The following is a 22,101-nucleotide window of genomic DNA, read 5'->3' as shown; positions in this document are numbered from 1 at the left end:
CCGCTCCTGTTTTGTTTTACGGTCAACGGGCCGCGGCGCAAGCCGCGGCCCGTTGACCAGATGGAAGAATCATCATGCGTGAACTCGTGCTCCATTGCCTGGAGGCGCAGGCCGAAGCCCTCTCGGATGCCCTGCTGGAAGCTGGCGTGCTGTCGGTATCCGTCGAAGATGCCGACCTGGGCACCGACGACGAGCGTCCCTTGTTCGGCGAACCGGGCACCGAGCCCGACGTGCAGGCCTGGGACCGCAACCGCGTCGTCGCCCTGCTGCCCGACGGAGCCGATCCCGCGCAGATCATGGAAGAAGCCGCCGCAGCGGGCGAACTCGATCCCGCCGTGTTCGAGGGCTGGAGCCTGCGTGACGTGCCCGACGCCGACTGGGTGCGCCTGACACAGTCGCAGTTCGGCCCCATCCATATCGCCGAACGCCTGTGGATCGTGCCCAGCTGGCACCGCGACAATCCCGATGTGCCGGCCTTCGAGCCGGACGCCGCCACCCAGGAAGGCGCAATCCACATCGAGCTGGATCCGGGCCTGGCCTTCGGCACCGGCAGCCATCCCACGACGCATCTGTGCCTGGCCTGGCTGGAAGCCGAGTTGCCGGCCGCCGCCACGCTGCTGGACTACGGCTGCGGCTCGGGCATCCTGGCGATCGCCGCGCGCAAGCTGGGCGCGGGTCCGACTCAGGCGGTGGATATCGACGCCCAGGCAGTGCAGAGCACCATCTTCAATGCCGAGGTCAACCACGTCGAGCTGCGGGCCATGCTGCCTGACGGGCTGGCGGATGGCACGTTCGAAGTGGTGGTTGCCAACATCCTGTCCAACCCCCTGAAGGTGCTGGCGCCCATGCTGGCCGGACGCGTTGCCGCGGGCGGCCATCTGGTCTTGTCCGGCGTGCTGGAACGGCAGGCCGAGGAAGTGGCCGCCGCCTACGCGCCCTGGATCGCCATGTCGGTCTGGCGCGCGCGCGACGGCTGGGTGTGCTTGCACGGCCAGAAGGCCTGAGCGCTGCCACCGCTGGATCGCGCCATGGCCCTGACCACCCGTTGCCCGCAGTGCGGCACCACCTTCAAGGTGGTGCCTGACCAGCTGCGGGTCCGTAATGGCCTGGTGCGCTGCGGCGCCTGCTCGACCGTGTTTGACGGGCGCGCCTGCCTGCTGCCGGCCGCGGGCGCGGCGCCGCAATCCGTGCCGCCGGCCGCACCGCCGATGCCGGTGACGCCCGCCGCCAGCCAGGCCGCACCAGTCCTGGCGACGCCGGCGACGCCCGTTGCGCCGCAGGTGCCGGTTGCCCCCATTGCGCCTCTGCCTCCCGCCGCACCGCCGCCGGAGCGTCCCGCGCCCGCGGTGGATTTTTCACAGATCGCGCCCTGGGACGACGAGCCCGAACCGCCGCGCGCACCCGTGGCGGCGCCCTACAGTCCGCCCGCGGTGCCGCCTGCCGTGCTGCGCGGCCGCGACGATATCCGCCGGCGCGCCGAACCGATCCCAGGCGAGGAAGATGCAAGCCGTCATGAATCGGACGACCTGGCCGACGACGACGTAGGCGATGACGAGGATCCGCTGCGCTGGACTGCGCCCGCGGCTTCGAGGGCGGGGCATCATGCCGACACGGCCGTGCGCGGCCAGCATGCGGAGCCGTCCTTCACCATAGGGCGCGCTCGCGCCGACGTGCGTGACGAAGCGCGCGACGACGAGTACGACAACGAGTACGCCGACGAGCATCGCGACGACGACCCCGACGATTACCGGGAACACTACCGCGACGATCACGGCCCCGATCGCGAAGACGCTGGCGAGCCCGTGCTGGGCGACACCCGCACGCGTTATTCCAGCGCCACCGACGTGGGCCGCGCGCCGCCCGAATTCCTCGACCAGGACCGCGAGGAGCGGCAAGGCCTGCTGCGCAAGCTATGGGGCTACGCCTGCCTGATCGGCCTGATCGCGCTGGGCCTGCAACTGGCATACGTGTACCGCACCGATATCGCCAATTCCGTGCCCATTCTGCGGCCGGCGCTGGAGATGGCGTGCCAGCCGCTGGGCTGCACCGTGGGGTACGCGCGTCGCCTGGAACTCATACACATCACCTCCTCGTCGCTGCAGCCGCCGACCGGCGCGGCAGCGATCGATGACGGCCGCAGCCGCCTGGTGCTGACGGTGGTGATGCGCAACCGTCACGACAAGCCGCAGCACTGGCCCGCTCTGATGCTGGACCTGAACGACCTGTCGGACACGGTGGTGGTGCGCCGCGCGCTCAAGCCCGAAGATTATCTGACGCCCGAGCAACTGCGCGGTCCTTTCGCGCCTCAGGGCGAATTGAAGATTTCCGTGCCGATTGAAGTGACTGGCGTCCAGGTCAATGGCTTTCAAATCAATAAATTCTTTCCTTAAGGGATGACTCGCATGGCTACCCCAGTTCTGGTTTGCGGTTCGATGGCGTTCGACACCATCGCGGTGTTTGAAGGACGTTTCAAGGAACACATTCTGGCCGACCGCATCCAGTCGCTGAGCGTGTCGTTCCTGGTGCCCAGCATGCGCAAGGAATACGGCGGCTGCTCGGGCAACATCGCCTACAACATGAACCTCCTGGGCGGCAAGCCAGTGCCTGTCGCGACCGTGGGTGAAGACGCGGGCGAGTACATGGAGCGCATGGCTGGCCTGGGCATCGACGTCAGCCGCGTGAAGGTGATTCCGGAAACGTTCACCGCGCAGTGCTTCATCACCACCGATCTGGACGACAACCAGATCACTGCCTTCCACCCGGGCGCCATGTCGCACGCGGCGGAAAATGATCTGAGCGACGCCGACGCGGCCTGGGCCATCGTTGCGCCCGACGCCAAGGAAGGCATGTTCGCCCATGCCGAGCGCCTGCATAAGCGCGGCATTCCGTTCATTTTCGACCTGGGCCAGGCCATGCCGCTGTTCGACGGGGCGGACCTGGAGCGCATGCTCAAGCTGGCGCAGGCGCTGACGGTGAACGACTATGAAGCCGGCGTGGTGGAACAGCGCACGGGCCGCAGCATGGACGACATCGCCCGCAGCTTGCAGGCCGTGGTGGTGACGCGCGGCGCGGAAGGCGCCACGTTGCTGACCGAAGGCAAGACCATCCAGATTCCGCCGGTGCGCGCGGCCCAGGTGGTCGACCCGACCGGCTGCGGCGACGCGCAGCGCGGCGGCCTGCTTTACGGCCTGACCAGCGGCTGGAACTGGGAAGACAGCTGCCGTCTGGGCAACGTCATGGGCGCCATCAAGATCGCTTCGCGCGGCCCGCAAAACCATGCGCCATCGCGCGCCGAGATCGACGCCGTGCTGCACGCGACCTACGGTATTCATCTGCCGCTCTAAACCCCTCGGGAACCCTGCAGTTGCGCTGCGGTCGAAGCGTTGGCGAGGGTTGAAGACGCCGTGTTCCGGCGTCTTTTGCGGCTGTGTTTTTCAGCTTCTGGCGGTGCGTTTCAGTGTGTTGCAGCATCGCTGGCCCCAATTCGGGGCCAGGGTATGATGAGTACATCGTCGGCAACGGCCGATCGAGGAGTCCAAATGAATCAAAGCAAAACTTTTTCCCTGGTGACGCCGCGCGCGGGGCGCTGGTTGGCGATCGCCGCCGTCGTGACCTCGATGGCGGTCCTGGGCGGCTGCGCCAACCGCAGCGCGTCCAGCGGCGTCTACAGCTATGACCAGGCGCAGCGCGAGCAGATCGTCCGTACTGGCACGGTCACCGGCGTGCGTCCTATCGTGATCCAGAACGACAAGTCCAGCGGCGTCGGCATGGTGGCCGGCGGCGCGCTGGGCGGCGTGGCGGGTAACGCCATCGGCGGCGGCACCGGCCGCACCATCGCCACTGTGGGCGGTGTCATCCTGGGCGCGCTGGCGGGTAACGCCATCGAGAACCAGACCGGCAAGAATTCCGGCTACGAAATCACCGTGCGCCTGGACAACGGCGAAACCCGCGTGGTCGCGCAGGAAGCCGATGTGCCCATCAGCGTGGGACAGCGCGTGCAGGTGATCAGCGGCTCCGGCCCGACCCGCGTTACGCCGATGTAATGACCAGTCCAGCGCCGCTTGCGGCGCGGCCACGCAAAAGCCCCCGTCAGGGGGCTTTTTTATTGCCGGCGCATGGGGCGAAAAGGGGGGCAAGGCGGCAAAAGCTGGATAAGCGTAAAAATCTGTCGCTCGGCCGCAACGCGGCGCCCAGGGACTTACCCGCGAACGTTACGTTTGCCAGCGTTTTCTCGCGATTTCCTCCAAAAGCGTCATGGCGATTTGACGAACGTGGTGCCATGATTGCGCCTGCGATCGACGTCGCATTGCGAAAATCATGTAACTGAGTGCATCGGAACGTCGATTGCCGGGGGGCTGGATATTCAGCCTGGTTTCAGCAGTTTCTCTGTAATCTCGTCGTCCTGAATCCCGGGGCGGGGGATTGTTGGCCGATCAGGCCTGTAACGCCGCACTATCTATGCATACCGAGCAAGAACTCCACACCAAGATCGGCGAGATCGTCGAGTCGATCGTCATGAAGAAAGTCACCCCCGATACGCAGTTGATTGCCACAGGCCTGGTCGATTCGCTCGCCGCCGTGGACATCACGCTGGCGGTCGAGTCGGAGTACGGCTGCAGCATTCCGGCTCCCGAGATCGCGGAGCACCTACAGTCGGTCCGCACGCTTGCCGGCTATGTCGCTGCCCATACTTCGTAATACCCGGCTGTTGTCTCACGTCGCGGCAGCCGCGACGGCGGTGGCTCTGGCGGTGGGTACGTATTGCGGCGCGGACGATCTGCTCAGCCGCGTCGTGAATCCCATGTCGGCGCCCTCGGCCGCGGGCTCCGCCAAGAGCAACTACCTGCCCAACCTGGGGCCGGACTGGGGTACGCAGCACGTCAACCTGAACCGCCTGGGCAACGCCCTGAGCGATGGCACGCTGGTCGTGCTCGGCTCGTCCGAACTGTCCAGCCACGACTTGCGCTTCGTGCCTTACCGCTTCTTCCCCGAAGAGCTGAAAGTGCCGACGCTGGCCTATGGCCACGCCATGTTCCAGTCCTATGGCATCGTCAGCGTGCTGGAGTCGGTGGCGGATTCGCTCACGCCCAATACACGGTTGGTGATCATGCTGTCGCCGGCCTGGTTTGCCTCGGGCGGGCAGTTGCCGCGCAGCGCGTTCGCGGAGCACGTCACGGGACCGGTCTGGGACCGGCTCTGGGACCAGCCCAACACGCGCGAACAGATGCAGAACTGGATCAGCGACAACGCCAACTGGGGCCTGCTGTGGCTCATCGCCAATGGCCAGGTTGCCGAGCTGAAGGACAAGCTGGCGCTGTGGTGGCATGCGCGCAAGGAACCTGCACCCGATCGTCCGCGCACCAAGCTATCCGTGCCGGCGCACCGCTACGTGTCGTGGCCGTCGGCCGCACGCCTGGACCAGGGCCAGTGGGGCCGGCTGACGCATCAGGCGCGCGTGGTCGAACAGGACCTGGGCGGCCATAACCCCTACGACGTGCGCGACGATTACTACAAGCAGTACCTGGCGGCGCTGTATTCGCCAGCCCGCAACGAGTTCGCCGACATCGATCCGATCACCCGCACGGAACTCGGCGACCTGTCGCGCGTGATGGCCTTGCTGCAGAAGCGCAAGGTCCACGCCTACTTCGTCATCCAGCCCTTCAATCCCAAGCTCATCCTGGACGTGGAACGCTTCGACCCGGTGGTGGCCGCCATCACGGGTATGTGCGAGCGCTACCAGATGGGCTGCCTGGATCTCTACAGCATCCCCTTTGAACCGGGCATGCTGCGCGACGACATGCACCTCGCCGAACTTGGCTGGGCCATGGCCGATCAAGGCATTGCGGAGTACTTTTCCCGATGAGCAAGATTCTTCCCGCGGCCGCGCCCGAGGCCGGCCGCGCTGTTGAAGGGCAGGAAACCCGCAAGGCGGCCGTCGCCTGGGGCCGCCGATTTCTCTGGCACCTATGCCTGTATATCGGCGTGATCCTGGTGTTCGTGCTGCAGGCGCAGCCCACCACGGGCAGCGGCGGGCCGATCAAGGTCGAATTCCAATACCAACAGTTCTGAGCCCGCCATGGAATTGTTCGCAAGCTTGAGCTTTTTCGGCGGCGCCTTGTGCGGCGGCCTGGGCCTGTTGGCCTACCGTTCCTTCGGCATGCCGTTCCGTATCGGCTACCGCCACATCATCGGCGTGATCTGCCTGGGCGTGTGGATGGCGGTGTTCTGGGCGCGTCCGTATCAACCCATCGCCTTGCTGGCCATTTCCGGCACCGCGCTGTGGGCGGTGCGGCGCAACTACATCCCCACCTGGCTGGCCGTGATCATCACCATGACGCCGCTGCTGCTGGTGAAGACGGGCGTGTCGCACCTGGGCGCCATGCTGGGGCTGTCCTTCGCCACGTTCCGCGCCATCGACGTGCTGCTGTTCGCGCAGCGCAACGAACGCGTGTCGCCGCTGGACTACTTCATCTACCTGTTTTTCCCGCTGACGTTGCTGGCCGGTCCCATGTACCGCTGGCGTAATTTCCAGGCGGACCTGAAGCGCGGCTACGAAGGCGTGAACCTGAACACCTGGCTCAGCGGCCTGGAGCTCATCATGCTGGGCGTAATCCAGAAGTTCGGCGTGGCCGAACTGATCTGGCGCTACGGCCTTGCGACGCTGGACGCGCATGACTATTCGTTCACTGGCGTGGCGCTCAACGCTACGCTCTACAGCGCCTATCTGTTCTTCGACTTCGCCGGCTATTCCACCATGGCGATCGGTATCGGCATGCTGTTCGGATTCACGTTGCCGATCAACTTCCGCAATCCGCTGGCCACACTGAACCCGCAGGATTTCTGGCGCCGCTGGCACATCAGCCTGTCGGAGTGGTTGCGCGACGTGGTGTTCATGCCCATCTACAAGGCGCTGAGCAAGACCAAGTTCTTTGGACGCCACCGCATGGCGGCGCAGAACATCGGCATCTTCGCGACCTTGCTGGCCATGGGCGTCTGGAATGGCCTGTCGCTGCACTACATCGTCAGCGGCCTGATGTTCGGCGCGTACTCGGTGGGCCACAACCTGCTGATCAACGCGGCGCGCACCCGCCCGGCCTTGCAGGCTGCGCTGGCGCAGCCCGTCATGCGCTTTCTCGGGCGCGTGCTCACCCTGATTCTTGCTGCGCTGGCGCTGTACGTGTTCAGCGGCCGCAGTCCCATCTGACGCCGGGAGTTTCGGCATGCGTTTCGATCTGAAGTCTTTCCAGTTCACAGATACCGGATATGCGCCCGACGCGCCTGCGGTCGTCGCCGCCGACCGCAGCCTGAGCTGGTCGCAATTGCGCGCCGAGGCAGGTGCCTGGGCCGACGAGGCGCGCAGGCAGGGCGTGGCGCCGGACGTGCCGGTGGCCATCTATGGTCACAAGGAAGCTGCATTCTTCGTCGCCATGGTCGGCGCCTTGCTGATCGGGGCGCCGTTCGTGCCGGTGGATACCATCTATCCGCAAGAGCGTTTGCGCCGCATCGTCGAGATCGTGCGCGCCGCCGCCGTGTTCGATGCCGCCAGCGGCAGCTTCACGTCGGGCGAGGGCGCCATGCTGGCCGAGCGCGGCCTGGCCTACGTCATGTTCACGTCCGGCAGCACGGGTGACCCGAAGGGCGTGCAGATCGGCCGCGAAAGCGTGGGCCTGCTGGGCGACTGGATGCTGGGCAGCTTCGGTCTGGGCGAAGCGCCCGTGTTCATGAACCAGGCGCCATTCAGCTTTGACCTGTCCATGTACGAAGTGTTCGCCACCTTGGCCGCGGGCGGTTGCTGCGTGCTGAATGCACGCGAACAGATTGCCGCGCCTGCTGCCTGGATGGCCCGCCTGGCGGAGCACGGTGTGACGGTCTGGGTGTCCACGCCGTCGTTCGCGCATCAGCAACTGGCCAACCGCGATTTCTCGCCGGCTGCATTGCCTGGGTTGCGCACCTTCCTGTTTTGCGGCGAGCCGCTGCCCGCGGCGCTGGCCAAGAAGCTGCGCCAGCGTTTCCCGGACGCCGTCATCCTCAATACCTACGGCCCCACGGAAGCCACCGTGGCGACCACCTGGATCGAAGTCACGGACGCCGTCCTGGCCGCGCACGACCCGCTGCCCGTGGGGCATGCCAAGCCGGATAGCGTGCTGATCGTGGACGAAGGCGAGATCTGCATCGTGGGCGACCACGTCATGCGCGGTTATCTGAATCGCCCGGACCTGAACGAAGCCAAGCTCTACACCTACGCCGACGGCCGCCGCGCCTTCCGCACGGGCGACCTGGGCCAGATGGAGAGCGACGGCCTGCTGTTCTGCCGCGGCCGCATGGACGACCAGATCAAGTTGAACGGCTATCGCATCGAGCTTGCCGAGATCGACGAGGCGCTGCATGGCCTGCCGGGCGTGGAGGGCGGCGCCTGCGCAGTGCTGCGCAGGCCCGACGGCACGGCGGTGCGCTTGATCGGATTCGTGGCGGGGGTGGAGGAGCAGGCGCCGCGCATTTTGGCGCCTGAGGCGCTGGCGGGCTGGAAAGAGCGGCTGGCGCAGCGCCTGCCGCCTTACATGGTGCCGTCCGAGCTGGTGGCCTGCGCGGCGCTACCGATGTCGAACAATCATAAGATCGACCGCAAGAAGCTGGTCGAGATCTACGCCGGCATTCCGGCGTAAGGGCCGGCGGGGCGTGGCCCCGCCGCTTTACAGACCCACCATGCGCTGGCTGATGTTGGACAGCACCATCAACAGCACCTGTGCGACGATCAGCAGCACCAGCGGCGAAAAGTCGATCGCGGTGCGCGGCAGCAGGCGGCGGATGGGGTCCAGCATGGGCGCGGTCAGCGCCTGCAGCAGCGGCATCATGGGCGCCATCGGATTCACCCACGACAGCACGGCCTGGATCAGCGTCAGCCATACCACCAGGTTCAGCGCCCATTTGACGGCCATGATCAGCGCCGAGCCCATGACCCTGGGCAGGTAATCCAGCGGAATCAGCGCACCGATCACCACCAGCCAGATCAGCACCAGATAGACCAACGCGGACAACCACACGGCGACGAGGCTGGTCCAGTCGATCTTGTTGCCGGCGGGAATGATCTTGCGCAGCGGCATCACCAGCCAGTTGGTGACTTGGTAGATGAAGCGCGACAACGGGTTGAAGGGGTGCAGCCGTATCGCGTGCATCCAGGCGCGCGCAATCAGCGCCGCGCCAAACAGCGTGAACACGATTTCGAGAAGGAAACGCAAGATTTCATCGAGCATGGACACGGTCACCCTGAAAAAGAGGAGTCAATTGTCGCATGCCCAGGCGAAAAATCGCCTGCAGGCCGCGCGCGCTCGCCGTTCTGGAGGATGCTGGCCGATGCCGGGCCGCGCGGGCACGAAAAAGCCGCCCGGCTTAAGCCAGGCGGCTCTGCGAAGCTAGTGCTTCGAACCGTCCGGATTAAGGACGGCCACCCGTCGGGAACGGCCACGACGCGGCGGGGTTCAGCGCGGTCTTCGCGCCCGGAGCAGCAGCCGTGGACGGCGGCGTTGCGGGCTTCTTCGGAGCGGCTTTCTTCGCAGCGGGCTTCTTGGCGGCAGCAGGCTTCTTGGCAGCAGCAGGCTTGGCTGCAGCAGGAGCCTTCTTGGCAGCGGGGGCCTTCTTGGCAACAGCCTTCTTGGCGGCAGGCGCCTTCTTGGCTACGGCCTTCTTGGCAACCGCCTTCTTGGCAGCAGGAGCCTTTTTGGCGACGGCCTTCTTGGCTACCGCTTTCTTGGCGACGGCCTTCTTGGCGACGACCTTCTTGGCTACGGCTTTCTTGGCAACCGCCTTCTTGGCGACAGCTTTCTTGGCCACGGCCTTCTTGGCGACAACCTTCTTGGCTACCGCTTTCTTGGCGACTGCCTTCTTGGCGACGGCCTTCTTGGCTACCGCTTTCTTGGCGGCGACCTTCTTGACTGCCGGCTTCTTGGCGGCAACCTTCTTCACTGCCGGCTTCTTGGCAGCGACTTTCTTGACGGCTACCTTCTTGACGGCAGCTTTCTTGGCCGGTGCGGCCTTCTTCGCTACTGCCTTCTTGGCGGCGGGCTTCTTCACCGCTTTCTTTACGGCTTTCTTGGCTGTTGCCATGGTCATGCTCCTTAGGTTCAGGGGTCCCAGAACTTAAACCCGTGCCCCGATCCGCCAACAAGGCGCATCGTGCCCGGGCTATTCATCGGCGCAAGCCGCTGTTCTGTGCGAGCAACAGCTACTACGGTTTGCGCTAATGAATTCGGCACAGCCATTTGATATGGCCCCCGCTCCTTTGGCGCGAGCCATTTCAAATGGCGCCGGTAGACGACCTGATCACAGGCCGCCGACCGCTTGTTCTACGTGTGTTCGATTGCCCCCACGCCGCGCCTTCGGCTTGCTGCCCCCCGAGGGGGCGCGTTTTGCCTTGGGGCGGCCCGGCGGCAAAACACCCTGACCAGGGAGAACATCATCAAGCCTGTCGCGAACGCGACGCTCCTTGCATCTGGAGCGTGCCCGCGCCGGGCCTGATGACGTACTGCTTTTACTCCCAGCTCAGCGTGCCACCGGTTTGGTATTCGATCACGCGAGTTTCAAAAAAGTTGCGTTCCTTTTTAAGATCGATCATTTCCGCCATCCACGGGAAGGGATTTTCTTCCTGCGGGTACAGCGGTTCGATACCGATTTGCTGGCAACGACGGTTGGCGATGAAGCGCAGGTAGGATTTGAACATAGGTGCGTTCAAGCCCAACACGCCGCGCGGCATCGTGTCTTCGGCGTAAGCGTATTCGAGTTCGACCGCTTTGCGGAAGAGTTCTCGAATTTCTTCGCGGAATTCCGGCGTCCACAGATGCGGATTTTCCAGTTTGACGGTGTTGATCAGGTCGATGCCGAAATTGCAGTGCATGGATTCATCGCGCAGGATGTACATGTACTGCTCGGCGGCGCCGGTCATCTTGTTCTGGCGGCCCAGCGCCAGGATCTGCGTGAAGCCAACGTAGAAGAACAGGCCTTCCATCAGGCAAGCGAAGACGATCAGCGACTTCAGCAGCGTCTGGTCGGCTTCGGGGGTGCCCGTCTTGAAGTTGGGGTCCGCGATCGCGTCGATGAACGGGATCAGGAACTCGTCCTTGGCGCGGATGGACGGCACTTCGTTGTAAGCGTTGAAGATCTCCGCTTCGTCCAGGTCCAGGCTTTCGACGATGTATTGATAGGCGTGCGTGTGGATCGCTTCTTCAAACGCCTGGCGCAGCAGGAACTGGCGGCACTCGGGCGCCGTGATGTGGCGGTAGGTGCCCAGCACGATGTTGTTCGCGGCCAGCGAGTCGGCGGTGACGAAGAAACCCAGGTTGCGCTTGACGATGCGGCGCTCGTCCTCGGTGAGCCCGTTCGGGTTCTTCCAGAGGGCGATGTCGCGCGACATGTTGATCTCTTGCGGCATCCAGTGGTTGGCGCAAGTCGCCAGGTACTTCTCCCATGCCCACTTGTACTTGAAGGGCACGAGCTGATTGACGTCGGTCTGGCCGTTGATGATGCGCTTGTCGGCAACCTTCACGCGTTGCGAGGTGGCGGAGCCGCTGGCGGCCAGGCCAGCCGCGTGTTCAGGCGCGGCAGGCGTCGGCATGGCGGTGTCGCCGAAAACACCGGTCGCCGCCCGGACTGCGGGCGCAGCCTGCCCGCCCGCCGCGGGTGCGGGCGATTGTGCAGGTTGCGTGGCGATGGTGTCGTCTTCCCAATTAATCATGATTCATTCTCCGGAGGCGGTTATTGGCAGGCTTCGCACTCTTCGAAGCCGGGGTCGCCCGGCCGCATGGTGCAAACCGCCCCGAGAACTTCGGGTTCCGGCAAAACAGGTGCAGCAGCGACAGCAGGACCAGCGGACGGTGCGCCCGCCGAGACGGCGTTCAATTCGCCGCCGCGTCCCGTGGACTTCTCGGCGCTGGTGGCGCCAAGCGTACGCAGGTAGTAGGTCGTCTTCAGGCCGCGCTTCCAGGCCAGCTTGTAGGTGTCGTCCAGCTTCTTGCCCGACGCGCCCGACATGTAGATGTTCAGCGACTGTGCTTGATCGATCCACTTCTGGCGGCGCGACGCGCATTCAACCAGCCAGCTCGGTTCGACTTCGAACGCGGTGGCGTAGAGGTCGCGGAGTTCGGAAGGTACGCGATCGATGCGGGACAGGCTGCCGTCGAAGTACTTGAGGTCGGCGACCATGACTTCGTCCCAGAGACCGAGTTTCTTCAGGTCACGCACGAGGTAATCGTTAACGACCGTGAACTCGCCGGAGAGATTCGATTTGACGTACAAGTTCTGGAAAGTGGGTTCGATGCACGCAGATACACCAATGATATTGGAAATAGTCGCGGTTGGGGCGATTGCGATGCAATTGGAGTTGCGCATGCCATGTTGTTTGATGCGCGCGCGCAACGTATCCCAATCGAGCGTGCTCGACTCATCAACTTCAACGTGACCACCGCGTTCATCGCGCAGCATCTTCAACGTGTCTTGCGGCAAGATGCCACGCGACCACAGCGAGCCTTCATACGATTGATAACGGCCGCGCTCTTCAGCGAGCAGGCTCGAGGCCCAGTACGCGTGATAGCACACGGCTTCCATCGAACGGTCGGCGAATTCGACGGCCGACTGCGATGCGTAAGGCACGCGCATCATCTGCAGGCAGTCCTGGAAGCCCATGATGCCCATGCCCACCGGACGATGACGCGCGTTGGAATTGCGGGCCTTGTCGACGGCGTAGTAGTTGATGTCGATCACGTTGTCGAGCATGCGCATGGCGATGCTGACCGTGCGCTTGATCTTGTCGTGGTCGAGTTCGAAACCGCCGCCGGCAGCCGGCTTCATGTGCGCGACCAGGTTCACAGAACCCAGGTTGCACACCGCGATTTCGGATTCGTTGGTGTTCAGCGTGATCTCGGTGCACAGGTTCGAGCTGTGCACGACGCCGACGTGCTGCTGCGGCGAACGGATGTTGCAAGGATCCTTGAACGTGATCCAGGGGTGGCCGGTTTCGAACAGCATCGACAGCATCTTGCGCCACAGGTTCAGCGCCGGCATCTTCTTGAAGAGCTTGAGCTCGCCGCTGGCGACGCGCGCTTCGTAGCCCACGTAGGCTTCTTCAAAGGCGCGGCCGTACTTGTCGTGCAGGTCGGGGCAGTCGGACGGCGAGAACAGCGTCCACTCGCCGCCTTCCATGACGCGCTTCATGAACAGGTCGGGAATCCAGTTCGCCGTGTTCATGTCGTGCGTGCGGCGGCGCTCGTCGCCGGTGTTCTTGCGCAGTTCCAGGAATTCTTCGATGTCCAGGTGCCACGATTCCAGGTACGTGCAGACAGCGCCCTTGCGCTTGCCGCCCTGGTTGACCGCGACGGCGGTGTCGTTGACGACCTTCAGGAACGGCACGACGCCCTGGCTTTCGCCGTTGGTGCCCTTGATGTGGCTGCGCAGCGCGCGCACCGGGGTCCAGTCGTTGCCCAGGCCGCCGGCGTACTTGGCCAGCAGCGCGTTTTCCTTGATGGCGTCGTAGATGCCTTCCAGGTCGTCGGAGACGGTGGTCAGGTAGCACGACGACAGCTGCGAGTGCAGCGTGCCCGAGTTGAACAGCGTCGGCGTCGAGCTCATGAAGTCGAACGAGGACAGGATCTCGTAGAACTCGATGGCGCGGGCTTCGCGGTCGGTCTCGCGCAGCGCCAGGCCCATGGCCACGCGCATGAAGAACACCTGCGGCAGTTCGATGCGCGTGCCGCGGATGTGCAGGAAGTAGCGGTCGTACAGGGTCTGCAGGCCGAGGTAGCCGAATTGCAGGTCGCGCTTGGCGTTCAGGGCGTGGCCCAGCTTGGTCAGGTCATAGCTGGCCAGATCGGGCGACAGCAGGCCGCCTTCGATGCCGCGGGCGATGAAGGTGGGGAAGTATTCGGCGTAGCGGGCGGCCATGCCGTCCTGCGAGACTTCTTCGCCCAGCACTTCCTTGCGGATCGTGTGCAGCAGCAGACGGGCGGTGACCTGGCTGTAGGCCGGGTCCTTTTCGACCAGCGCGCGCGCGGACAGGATGGCGGACTTGAACACTTCGTCGACGGGGATGCCGTCGTAAAGGTTCTTGACCGTTTCCTTCAGGATCGCTTCCGTGTCGATGAATTCGGCCAGGCCTTCGCCGGCGGCTTCGATGGTGGCGCGCAGCTCAGCCAGATCCAGCGGGCGGCGCACGCCGGCGTCGGTCACGTTCAACACGTGTTCCTGCGGGGCGGCGGCCTTTTCCTGGTTGTCGGCGGCGGCGGCAGCGGCGGCCGCGCGTTCCTGCGTGCGCTTTTCGCGGTACAGCACGTAGGCGCGGGCGACGTCGTGTTCGCCCGAGCGCATCAGGGCCAGTTCGACCTGGTCCTGGATGTCTTCAATATGGAAGGTGCCGCCGTTGGGGCGGTTGCGCACCAGCGCGTTGACGGCCTGGCCGGTCAGGTTCTCGACCAGCTCACGCACGCGCGCGGAGGCCGCGCCCTGGCCGCCGTTGACGGCCAGGAAGGCCTTGGTCATGGCGATGGCGATCTTGTTGGGTTCGAACCCGACCACCGAGCCATTGCGGCGAATGATGTTGTAGCTGGCCCATTGCCCGCCATTGGGGTCGGCAGGGGAATCGGTTTGGGAGGGCGGCACGGCCGAGGGCCGGGTCACAGAGGCGATCGTAGTCTGCATGGAAGCTCCTGTGCGAAAAGCGCGTAGATAGCGACATGACGGCGTCATGTCAGGTACAAAATCGGATCTTTTGAGGGGGTCGTAACGCTAGGACGGCTTAGTCCAAAAGGCGTGGCCGACGGGAATCAGCTCTTAAGCGACCACAACATATAGTGTAGCACCCCTCGTTGGACACTAATTCTAGTGATCGAGTACGACAGGGACAAGAAAAAAATAAGACGAAGTTCACAAAAGGTTGTTACCAAATGCACTAGGCGCGCCCAGCAAGGCGCGCCCAGGAAGGTGCCGCTCGGAGCGAATGTTTATGCGGTCTTCCGCAGGGGCATATCGCGCGGGGCAGGCGCCGTATAGGTTTGCATCAAGCGGCCCAACTCCGTCCGATACTTCTCGACGTTTGCAGCCTTCACGTGACCGAAGCCGCGGATGGTTTCTGCAAGGCCGGCGATTGTAGCCGCTTGAGCCAGCTTGTCGCGGGTCAACCCTGCGAGCAACTGGTCTATGGTCTGGCGGTACTCGCGCACCAGCGCCCGTTCCATCTTGCGTTCGGCGGTGTGGCCGAAGGGATCGAACCAGGTGCCGCGCAGGCCCTTCAGGCGCGTCAGCATTTTCAGCGCGGTCATGGTGCGCGGGCCCAGCGTCATCTTGCGCGGCACGCCGGTGCGCGGGTCCTTGCGGGCGAAGATGGGCGGGGCCATGTGAAAGCGCAGGCTGTAGTCGCCTTCGAACTGGCCCTGCAACTGCGCCTGGAAGGAGGCGCCCGTGTAGAGCCGCGCGACTTCGTACTCGTCCTTGTAGGCCATGAGCTTGAAGAGGCCGCGCGCGACAGCGAGCGCCAGGCGCGGCGTCTTGGCGTCGGGCGCCAATTCGCGTTCGCGCGCCGCGACGGCCTCGACCACGTCCTGGAACTGGCGGGCGTAGTCGGCGTTTTGATAGGCGGTCAGGTCTTCGATGCGGCGGGCGACGGCGCGTTCGAACGATTCGGGCACGTGCAGTTGCACGACCTGGGCGCGCGGGCGCAACGCGCCTTCCAGCGCGTCGGGCTGGTGCGCTGCCAGACGGCCGCTGTCGAAGGCAGCCCGGTTGGCGGCCACGGCCACGCCGTTGAGTTCGATGGCGCGGTTGATGGCGGCCTGCGACAGCGGCACGCCGCCGCGCTGCCAGGCATAGCCCAGCATGAACATATTGGACAGGATGCTGTCGCCGAACAGCGCCAGCGCGGCCTCGTGCGCGTCGATCGCGACGGTGTTGGATTCGCCCGCGGCGTGGCGGATCTTGGCCAGCAGCGCTTCGGGCCGCATGGCCGCGTCCGGGTTGCGGGTGAAGTCGGAGACCGGGGCCACGTAGCTGTTGACCGTGACCTGGGTGTGGCCGCGGCGCAGCGCGCCCAGCGAGTCCGGCGCCACGGAGGCGACCGGGTCGCACAGGATCGCGGCGTCGGCCTGCTGCCAGTCCAGGCGTACCGGGCCGGCAGGCGCGCCGGCAGGCGCCAGGCGGATGTGGCTGACGACCGTGCCGCCTTTCTGCGCCAGGCCGGTCAGGTCCAGCACCGCGGCGGACAGGCCTTCCAGATGCGCCGCCATCGACACGATGGCGCCGATGGTGATGACGCCGGTGCCGCCCATGCCGGCGACCAGCAGGCGATAGGGATGGTCCAGCGCGGGCATGGCCGGCAGGGGCAATTGCGCGATCAATTTCTGCAGGCGTTCCTGGTCGGCCTTGGGCGCCGCGCTCTTCTTGGGCTTGCCGCCCATCACGGAGACGAAGCTGGGGCAGAAGCCTTCGGCGCAGGAATAGTCCTTGTTGCAGCTGGACTGGTCGATGGCGCGCTTGCGGCCATAGGGCGTTTCCAGCGGCACCACCGACAGGCAGTTCGATTGCACGCCGCAGTCGCCGCAGCCTTCGCAGACGGCGCTGTTGATCAGCATGCGGCGCGCCGGGTCGGGAAATTGGTTCTTCTTGCGGCGGCGGCGCTTTTCAGCGGCGCAGGTCTGGTCATGGATCAGCACGGTCACGCCGGGGATCTCGCGCAGCTCGCGCTGCAGCGCGTCCAGTTCGCGGCGGTGGTGCACCTTGATGCCGGCGCCCAGGTCCACGCCTTGGTACTTTTCGGGTTCGTCGGTGGTGACGACGATGCGGGCCACGTTCTCGCCGCGCAGTTGCTGGCAGATGCTGGGCACCGAGATCGGGCCGTCGATGGGTTGGCCGCCCGTCATGGCCGTGGCGTCGTTGAACAGGATCTTGTAGGTGATGTTGGCCTTGGCGGCCACGGCCTGGCGGATGGCGAGATAGCCGGAGTGGTAATAGGTGCCTTCTCCCATGTTCTGGAAGATGTGCGGCATCTTGGTGTAGCGCGACAGGCCGATCCAGTCCACGCCTTCGCCGCCCATCTGCGTCAGGCCGCCGGTGTCGCGGTCCATCCAGGCGGCCATGTAGTGGCAGCCCACGCCCGACAGGGCCTGGCTGCCTTCGGGCACCTTGGTCGAGGTGCTGTGCGGGCAGCCCGAACAGAAATAGGGGCGGCGGCGCATGCCGTCGGCATCGTTGGACAACGGCGCCTGGCACGCGAATGCGGACAGGTCCGCCGCCAGCGGCAGGCCGGCGGCGCGGCTGAGCCAGCTGGCCAGCGGCTGCGCCAGCAGGGAAGGGCGCAGCTGGCCGGCCGAGGGCACCAGCGCTTCGCCGTCGAAGCCTTTCTTGCCGATGACGGTGGGGCGGTCCGGCAGGTTGAACAGCAGGTCCTTGATCTGGCTTTCGACCACGGCGCCCTTTTCCTCGATCACCAGGATGTGCGAGAGGCCGCGCGCGAATTCCAGCAGACGTTCGCTATCCAGCGGCCAGGTCAGGCCGGGCTTGTAGATGCGCACCGGCGCGTTGGCGGTGACGGTGTCCACGCCCAGGCGCGACAGCGCTTCCATGGTGTCCAGGTGCGCCTTGCCCACCGTGACGATGCCGACAGTGGCCTTGGGCGCCGGACAGGTCAGGCGGTCGATGCTGTGGCGGCGCGCGAATGCGGCCACGGCCTTCATGCGCAGGTTCATGCGCGTTTCGATCGCCAGCGACAGGAAGTCGCGCGCGGAATATTCCAGCGATTCGGGCGGCATGTCCGGATCCGCCGGCATGTCGTAGCGCTGGGCAGGGGCGGGAACGAAGGAATGCCCGCATTCGATGGTTTCGGACACGGCCTTGAAGGCGACCCAGGTGCCCGAGTAGCGTGACAGGGCCCAGCCCCACAGCGCGAAGGTTTCGTATTCGTCGATGGAGGCGGGATGCACGATGGGCATCTGCCAGCCGATCAGCGAGGCCTCGCTGGAGTGCGGGATGGAGGACGAGACGGCGGTGTGGTCGTCGCCCACCACCACCAGCACGCCGCCGTTGCGCGATGCGCCCGCGGCGTTGCCATGATGCAGCGCGTCGCCGGCGCGATCCACGCCGGGGCCCTTGCCGTACCACATGGCATAGACGCCATCGACGTTGCGGTCGGCGCGCACGCCGGCCTGCTGGGTGCCCATGACCGCGGTGGCCGCCATGTCTTCGTTGATGGCGGGCAGGAAGGTGATCTGGTTGGCGTCCAGCGCCTTTTGCGCCTTCCACATGGCCATGTCCACGCCGCCCAGCGGCGAGCCGCGGTAGCCCGAGACGAAGCCGGCCGTGTTCAGGCCGCGTTCGCGGTCCATCCGGGCTTGGGTGAGCATGATGCGCACCAGCGCCTGGGTGCCGGTCATGAAGATGCGGCCGGAGCTGCGGGTGAGGTTGTCGGCGAGCTGGTACTCGAGGTCCAGCTGGGGTTCGGCGGCGGGGGTACCGTCCATGGTGAATACTCCTGGTTTCGGCACCATGATAGGTTCGCGAGCCATCAGGTTTATTGCGTTTTTGGATCGTGCTATCCCTATAATTCGCAATGAACGTTTCGTGTTCGATAAAAACCAGGAGACTAAGCGATGGACAAGACCGATATCGGCATCCTCAAGGCCTTGCAGGAGGACGGCCGGGCCTCGGCGCAGCAGCTTTCAGAGAAGGTGGGGCTGTCGGCCGCGCCGGTATGGCGGCGGGTGAAGGCGATGGAGGCCAGCGGGGTGATCCAGGGCTATAGCGCCCAGGTGGACCGCAGCAAGGTGGGGCTGGGCTGCATGTTCGCGCAGATCAGCCTGGAACGGCACTCCGCCAATACGGTCGAAAACTTCGAGCGCTCGGTGCGCGACGCGCCCGAAATCCTGGAGTGCTACGCGGTGACGGGGGATTCGGACTTCCTGCTGAAGATCCTGGTCGAAAGCCCGGAGGCCTATGACCGTTTCCTGCACCGGTTCCTGTTCAACATGCCGGGCATACGGCAGACGCGCACCATCGTCGCGCTGCGCGAAATCAAGCACGAGCAGCGCCTGCCGCTGTAGATAAAACGGGCCCTCTCTATATAGATATAGGGAGGGCCGCGAATTTATTGGGGTTGGATGCCCGAGATCCGGATCCATTCCTTCCAGCGCGCGGTGTCTTCCTTCACAAAGGCATCGAAGCGCGCCACGTCCATCGATTCCGGCGTCAGGCCCAGGGCGCGCAGCTTCTTCGCAGTCGCTTCGTCCTTCACCGCCGCCTGCATGTGGGCGTTCATCTTTTCCACGATGTCCTGCGGCGTGCCTGCCGGGGCCGACAGGCCGAGCCAGCCGGCAACGACGAAATCCGGATAGTAGGTGGCCATGGTCGGCACGCTGGGCCAGGCCGCATGCGGCTGGGCGCCGGTGACGGCAATGGGGATGAGCCCCTTGCCGTCGATCTGGCCCATTGCGGTCAGGTAGTCGACGAAGGCGAAGTTGATCTGCTTGCCGCGCAGGTCGGTGATGATCTGCGTGATGTTCTTGTAGGCAGCGCCGGTGATCTCGATGCCGGCGCGCTGCTTCAACAGTTCGGACGGCACTTGCGAGGACGAGCTGTAGTAGCCGAAGAAGACCTGTCCGGGATGCTGCTTGGCATAGGCGACCAGGTCGGGCACCGTGCGGTACGGGCTGTCGGGCGACACCACGCCGACCGTGCCGAAGGTGCCCAGCATGCCGACCTGGCGGAAGTCCTTCTGCGCGTCGTAGGGCAGGCTCTTGTAGAGGAACTGGTTGGCCGAGTGGGTGGAGTTGGTGGACAGCAGGAAGGTATAGCCGTCCGCCGCGGCGTTCTTTGCGGCGTTGGTGCCGACGATGCCGCCGGCGCCGGGACGGTCCTCGACCACCACGGTCTGGCCGGTCTTTTCGCCCAGGTATTGCGCCAGGGTGCGCGCGGTGAGGTCGGCCGCGCCGCCGGCGGCGGACGGCACGATGAGGGTCACGGGTTTCTCGGGCCAGCCGGCGGCGTGCGAGGCCGCGGCCAGCAGCAGGCCGGCGCCGATCAGGGCCGGACGGAGGGAACGGGGAATGGACATGCTTGTCTCCTGATGGCGCGATTGCGCGTCGTTGTCGTTGTTGTCGTTGGTATTGGGGGGGGCGATCAGCCGAATTGGCTGCGGTGCCAATCCAGGATGGCGGCGGCGCTGACTTGCCACTGGTCCGCGTACATCATGCAATGCGGTTGGCCGGCAAGCACGGCGTGTGAAAAACCGAAGCGGCGCGCGATCGCCAGATCCTGGCCTGGCGGATGGCGGTCATGCGTGTCCAGGCCGGCTTCCAGGCACAGGCCGGGAGCGTGGATGGCGGCGGCGTCGACGGGCACGCGCAGCAGATAACGGTCGTTGAGCACTTCCGGACTTTCGGGGCACAGGCGCCGCGATACCGAGGCGACGTTGCGGTCTGGCGAGGTCGCCAGAAAGCGCGCGCGGATTTCGGCGTCGTTCGGCGCGCTGCGCGGCAGGCCTTCGGGGACAGGGGGCAGCGCTTGCGCGCCGGGCAGGTCGCCGGGCGGCGACGGCGCCAGCAAGACCACGCCCGCCACCGTCCGCTGGCTGGCGCCCAGCAGCGCGGGCAGCGCGCCCATGCTGTGGCCGATGACGACCGTGGGACGAGCCAGCGCGTCCAGCGCGCTGACGACATCCTGGCCCAGGTCGGCGATGCCAACCGACGCAAACGCCGCGTCCTGGGGCAGGGCGCCGTGGCCGCGCAGATCCAGCGCCGCGCAGGCGAGGCCGGCGCGGGCGAAGAAATCCAGATAGTGCGCATAGCACCAGGCGCCGTGGTAAGCGCCGGGCACGAACAGCAGGCCTGGCCTGTCGTCCCGAGGATCGGCGCCGACTATCAGGCGGCCCTGGCCGGCGGGATGCGCGGGCAATTGGTCGACGCGGTTGAAATCCAGCGGGTCGGCGCGGGTGGAAAGAGGCGGGAGCAGCGAGTCGGCATTCATGGTGCGGCCATCTTAGGTGCGGCCGAACTATCAGAAAACTTTATTTTTCATATGATTGGATAAGTTTCACTAATCGAGGCCAGCCATGCGCCCCTTGCCCGAGATTTCCATCACGCACTACCGCCACTTCCTGCTGGTGGCCGAGCTGCGCAGCTTCCGCGCGGCCGCGGCGCGGGCCTTCCGCTCACAGCCGGCGTTGTCGCTGTCCATCCGCGAGATGGAGCAGCGCCTGGGGCAGCCGCTGTTCGAGCCGGGCAACCGTGGCACGCTTACGCGATTCGGGCAGGATTGCCTGCCGCTGGCGCGTGAACTGGTGCAGCACCACGACCGCGTGGCGGGCGCGCTGTCGGGGCTGGCAAGCAACGAGGCCGGCACCTTGACCATGGCGTCCGTTGCCACCGTGGCCACGCACTGGTTGCCGGAACTGGTGGCGACGTACCGCGAACGCTATCCGGCGGTGGCGTTGCGCCTGTTCGACGACAACTCGGAAGGCGTGGAGCGCATGGTGCTGGCAGGGGAGGCGGAGCTGGGCGTGTGCAGTCCGGTGTCGCAGGACCGGCGACTGTCGTTCGAGCCTTTGCTGCGTGACGCCTTCGGCCTGGTCTGCCATCGCGGCCATCCGCTGGCCAGGCGCAAATCGGTGACCTGGCGCGAGATCGAGGACCTGCCTCTGGTCGGCACCATCGCCCATCGCCAGCTTGCCGGCTATCCACAGGCGGCCTTCATGCTGGACCGGCAGGTCTTCGTGTCCAACATGATGTCGCTTCTGGCCATGCTGGAACGCGGCGTCGGCGTCACGGTGCTGGCGCGGCTGGGCGTGCCGCCGGACTCGCGCGGACTCGCCTTCGTGCCGCTATCCGCCCCGCGCATCGAGCGTGAACTGGGCATCACCCGGCTGGCCGGCCGCAGCCTGTCTCCGGCTGCCGCGCGCATGGAGGAAATGCTGCGCGCGAAGGCCGCGAAACGCGGCCGCACTGTCGCTTGAAACCAACGCATTTTTGCGATTTGCGGCCATAAAACAGGCCAATTCCGGGGCCTACTGTTGCGCAATTGCACTGGTCGCGGATCGCCGTTGATTCTTCGCAAACGGCTCTTTAGAGTGCGTGATGTTTG

Annotated in this window: 18 protein-coding genes; 11 read left to right on the top strand and 7 right to left on the bottom strand. The window is 65.3% G+C overall.

Annotated elements, in window-relative coordinates:
* Positions 1-74: 74 nt before the first annotated feature.
* The 9 genes from prmA (at position 75) to IB257_RS29265 (ending at position 8,663) form a co-directional block, all read left to right on the top strand.
* Positions 75-1,004, top strand: a complete 930-nt coding sequence (gene prmA / locus IB257_RS29305) for a 50S ribosomal protein L11 methyltransferase (protein ID WP_192493200.1) — start codon at positions 75-77, stop codon at positions 1,002-1,004.
* Between the two features lie 24 nt (positions 1,005-1,028).
* A complete protein-coding gene (locus tag IB257_RS29300; RefSeq protein WP_192493199.1) occupies positions 1,029-2,390 on the top strand; it encodes a DUF3426 domain-containing protein in 1,362 nt (453 codons plus the stop codon).
* Between the two features lie 12 nt (positions 2,391-2,402).
* Positions 2,403-3,344, top strand: coding sequence for a carbohydrate kinase family protein (locus IB257_RS29295; RefSeq protein ID WP_054458332.1), 942 nt, complete (start codon positions 2,403-2,405; stop codon positions 3,342-3,344).
* A 195-nt stretch (positions 3,345-3,539) separates the two neighbouring features.
* Positions 3,540-4,043 (top strand): glycine zipper 2TM domain-containing protein, encoded by a 504-nt coding sequence (locus tag IB257_RS29290; protein WP_013391382.1) that lies wholly within the window; start codon positions 3,540-3,542, stop codon positions 4,041-4,043.
* A 415-nt stretch (positions 4,044-4,458) separates the two neighbouring features.
* The gene (locus tag IB257_RS29285; protein ID WP_006226661.1) at positions 4,459-4,698 is read left to right on the top strand and encodes an acyl carrier protein; all 240 of its coding nucleotides are present in this window, start codon (positions 4,459-4,461) and stop codon (positions 4,696-4,698) included.
* Positions 4,676-5,863, top strand: a complete 1,188-nt coding sequence (locus IB257_RS29280) for a D-alanyl-lipoteichoic acid biosynthesis protein DltD (protein ID WP_054458333.1) — start codon at positions 4,676-4,678, stop codon at positions 5,861-5,863. The genes IB257_RS29285 and IB257_RS29280 overlap by 23 nt, the downstream gene beginning before the upstream one ends.
* On the top strand, positions 5,860-6,069 hold the full coding sequence (locus IB257_RS29275; protein WP_054458336.1) for a hypothetical protein: 210 nt from the start codon (positions 5,860-5,862) through the stop codon (positions 6,067-6,069). The genes IB257_RS29280 and IB257_RS29275 overlap by 4 nt, the downstream gene beginning before the upstream one ends.
* Positions 6,070-6,076: 7 nt before the next feature.
* Positions 6,077-7,204, top strand: coding sequence for an MBOAT family O-acyltransferase (locus IB257_RS29270; RefSeq protein ID WP_054458338.1), 1,128 nt, complete (start codon positions 6,077-6,079; stop codon positions 7,202-7,204).
* 16 nt (positions 7,205-7,220) lie between these two features.
* Complete coding sequence (locus IB257_RS29265; protein ID WP_175161244.1) at positions 7,221-8,663, top strand: D-alanine--poly(phosphoribitol) ligase; 1,443 nt, start codon at positions 7,221-7,223, stop codon at positions 8,661-8,663.
* Positions 8,664-8,690: 27 nt separating this feature from the next.
* Here the strand turns inward: IB257_RS29265 and IB257_RS29260 are convergent, their stop codons facing one another.
* From IB257_RS29260 to IB257_RS29240, 5 genes are all read right to left on the bottom strand, one after another.
* Entirely contained in the window at positions 8,691-9,251 is a 561-nt protein-coding gene (locus IB257_RS29260; RefSeq protein ID WP_054458342.1) for a YggT family protein, read from the bottom strand.
* Positions 9,252-9,432: 181 nt separating this feature from the next.
* Complete coding sequence (locus IB257_RS29255; RefSeq protein ID WP_054458344.1) at positions 9,433-10,101, bottom strand: histone H1-like DNA-binding protein; 669 nt, start codon at positions 10,099-10,101, stop codon at positions 9,433-9,435.
* 424 nt (positions 10,102-10,525) lie between these two features.
* The gene (locus IB257_RS29250) at positions 10,526-11,725 is read right to left on the bottom strand and encodes a ribonucleotide-diphosphate reductase subunit beta (protein WP_054458346.1); all 1,200 of its coding nucleotides are present in this window, start codon (positions 11,723-11,725) and stop codon (positions 10,526-10,528) included.
* A 20-nt stretch (positions 11,726-11,745) separates the two neighbouring features.
* Positions 11,746-14,679, bottom strand: a complete 2,934-nt coding sequence (locus IB257_RS29245) for a ribonucleoside-diphosphate reductase subunit alpha (protein WP_054458348.1) — start codon at positions 14,677-14,679, stop codon at positions 11,746-11,748.
* Between the two features lie 302 nt (positions 14,680-14,981).
* The gene (locus tag IB257_RS29240; RefSeq protein ID WP_119450712.1) at positions 14,982-18,488 is read right to left on the bottom strand and encodes an indolepyruvate ferredoxin oxidoreductase family protein; all 3,507 of its coding nucleotides are present in this window, start codon (positions 18,486-18,488) and stop codon (positions 14,982-14,984) included.
* Positions 18,489-18,617: 129 nt separating this feature from the next.
* On the opposite strand from IB257_RS29240, the gene IB257_RS29235 reads away from it, so the two are divergent.
* On the top strand, positions 18,618-19,067 hold the full coding sequence (locus tag IB257_RS29235) for an Lrp/AsnC family transcriptional regulator (protein ID WP_008159001.1): 450 nt from the start codon (positions 18,618-18,620) through the stop codon (positions 19,065-19,067).
* 44 nt (positions 19,068-19,111) lie between these two features.
* Here IB257_RS29235 and IB257_RS29230 read toward each other — a convergent pair whose 3' ends face one another.
* Together IB257_RS29230 and IB257_RS29225 are read right to left on the bottom strand one after the other, a co-directional pair.
* A complete protein-coding gene (locus IB257_RS29230; protein ID WP_054458547.1) occupies positions 19,112-20,077 on the bottom strand; it encodes a tripartite tricarboxylate transporter substrate binding protein in 966 nt (321 codons plus the stop codon).
* A 65-nt stretch (positions 20,078-20,142) separates the two neighbouring features.
* Positions 20,143-20,988: an alpha/beta hydrolase gene (locus IB257_RS29225; RefSeq protein ID WP_054458351.1), complete on the bottom strand. Its 846-nt coding sequence runs from the start codon at positions 20,986-20,988 to the stop codon at positions 20,143-20,145.
* Between the two features lie 85 nt (positions 20,989-21,073).
* Here IB257_RS29225 and IB257_RS29220 point away from each other — a divergent pair, with 85 nt between their 5' ends.
* Complete coding sequence (locus tag IB257_RS29220; RefSeq protein ID WP_054458353.1) at positions 21,074-21,973, top strand: LysR family transcriptional regulator; 900 nt, start codon at positions 21,074-21,076, stop codon at positions 21,971-21,973.
* Positions 21,974-22,101 lie beyond the last annotated feature (128 nt).

Source organism: Achromobacter sp. ACM03 (assembly GCF_014851665.1).
GTDB lineage: Bacteria > Pseudomonadota > Gammaproteobacteria > Burkholderiales > Burkholderiaceae_B > Achromobacter > Achromobacter aegrifaciens.
Note: the sequence above shows the minus strand (reverse complement) of the source record. Positions and strands in the feature narration are given on the sequence as shown.

Excerpts from the sequence above, each read along its gene's own strand:
- prmA (WP_192493200.1), top strand. The coding sequence starts at position 75 with ATGCGTGAACTCGTGCTCCATTGCCTGGAGGCGCAGGCCGAAGCCCTC.
- IB257_RS29300 (WP_192493199.1), top strand. The coding sequence starts at position 1,029 with ATGGCCCTGACCACCCGTTGCCCGCAGTGCGGCACCACCTTCAAGGTG.
- IB257_RS29295 (WP_054458332.1), top strand. The coding sequence starts at position 2,403 with ATGGCTACCCCAGTTCTGGTTTGCGGTTCGATGGCGTTCGACACCATC.
- IB257_RS29290 (WP_013391382.1), top strand. The coding sequence starts at position 3,540 with ATGAATCAAAGCAAAACTTTTTCCCTGGTGACGCCGCGCGCGGGGCGC.
- IB257_RS29285 (WP_006226661.1), top strand. The coding sequence starts at position 4,459 with ATGCATACCGAGCAAGAACTCCACACCAAGATCGGCGAGATCGTCGAG.
- IB257_RS29280 (WP_054458333.1), top strand. The coding sequence starts at position 4,676 with ATGTCGCTGCCCATACTTCGTAATACCCGGCTGTTGTCTCACGTCGCG.
- IB257_RS29275 (WP_054458336.1), top strand. The coding sequence starts at position 5,860 with ATGAGCAAGATTCTTCCCGCGGCCGCGCCCGAGGCCGGCCGCGCTGTT.
- IB257_RS29270 (WP_054458338.1), top strand. The coding sequence starts at position 6,077 with ATGGAATTGTTCGCAAGCTTGAGCTTTTTCGGCGGCGCCTTGTGCGGC.
- IB257_RS29265 (WP_175161244.1), top strand. The coding sequence starts at position 7,221 with ATGCGTTTCGATCTGAAGTCTTTCCAGTTCACAGATACCGGATATGCG.
- IB257_RS29260 (WP_054458342.1), bottom strand. The coding sequence starts at position 9,251 with ATGCTCGATGAAATCTTGCGTTTCCTTCTCGAAATCGTGTTCACGCTG.
- IB257_RS29255 (WP_054458344.1), bottom strand. The coding sequence starts at position 10,101 with ATGGCAACAGCCAAGAAAGCCGTAAAGAAAGCGGTGAAGAAGCCCGCC.
- IB257_RS29250 (WP_054458346.1), bottom strand. The coding sequence starts at position 11,725 with ATGATTAATTGGGAAGACGACACCATCGCCACGCAACCTGCACAATCG.
- IB257_RS29245 (WP_054458348.1), bottom strand. The coding sequence starts at position 14,679 with ATGCAGACTACGATCGCCTCTGTGACCCGGCCCTCGGCCGTGCCGCCC.
- IB257_RS29240 (WP_119450712.1), bottom strand. The coding sequence starts at position 18,488 with ATGGACGGTACCCCCGCCGCCGAACCCCAGCTGGACCTCGAGTACCAG.
- IB257_RS29235 (WP_008159001.1), top strand. The coding sequence starts at position 18,618 with ATGGACAAGACCGATATCGGCATCCTCAAGGCCTTGCAGGAGGACGGC.
- IB257_RS29230 (WP_054458547.1), bottom strand. The coding sequence starts at position 20,077 with ATGTCCATTCCCCGTTCCCTCCGTCCGGCCCTGATCGGCGCCGGCCTG.
- IB257_RS29225 (WP_054458351.1), bottom strand. The coding sequence starts at position 20,988 with ATGAATGCCGACTCGCTGCTCCCGCCTCTTTCCACCCGCGCCGACCCG.
- IB257_RS29220 (WP_054458353.1), top strand. The coding sequence starts at position 21,074 with ATGCGCCCCTTGCCCGAGATTTCCATCACGCACTACCGCCACTTCCTG.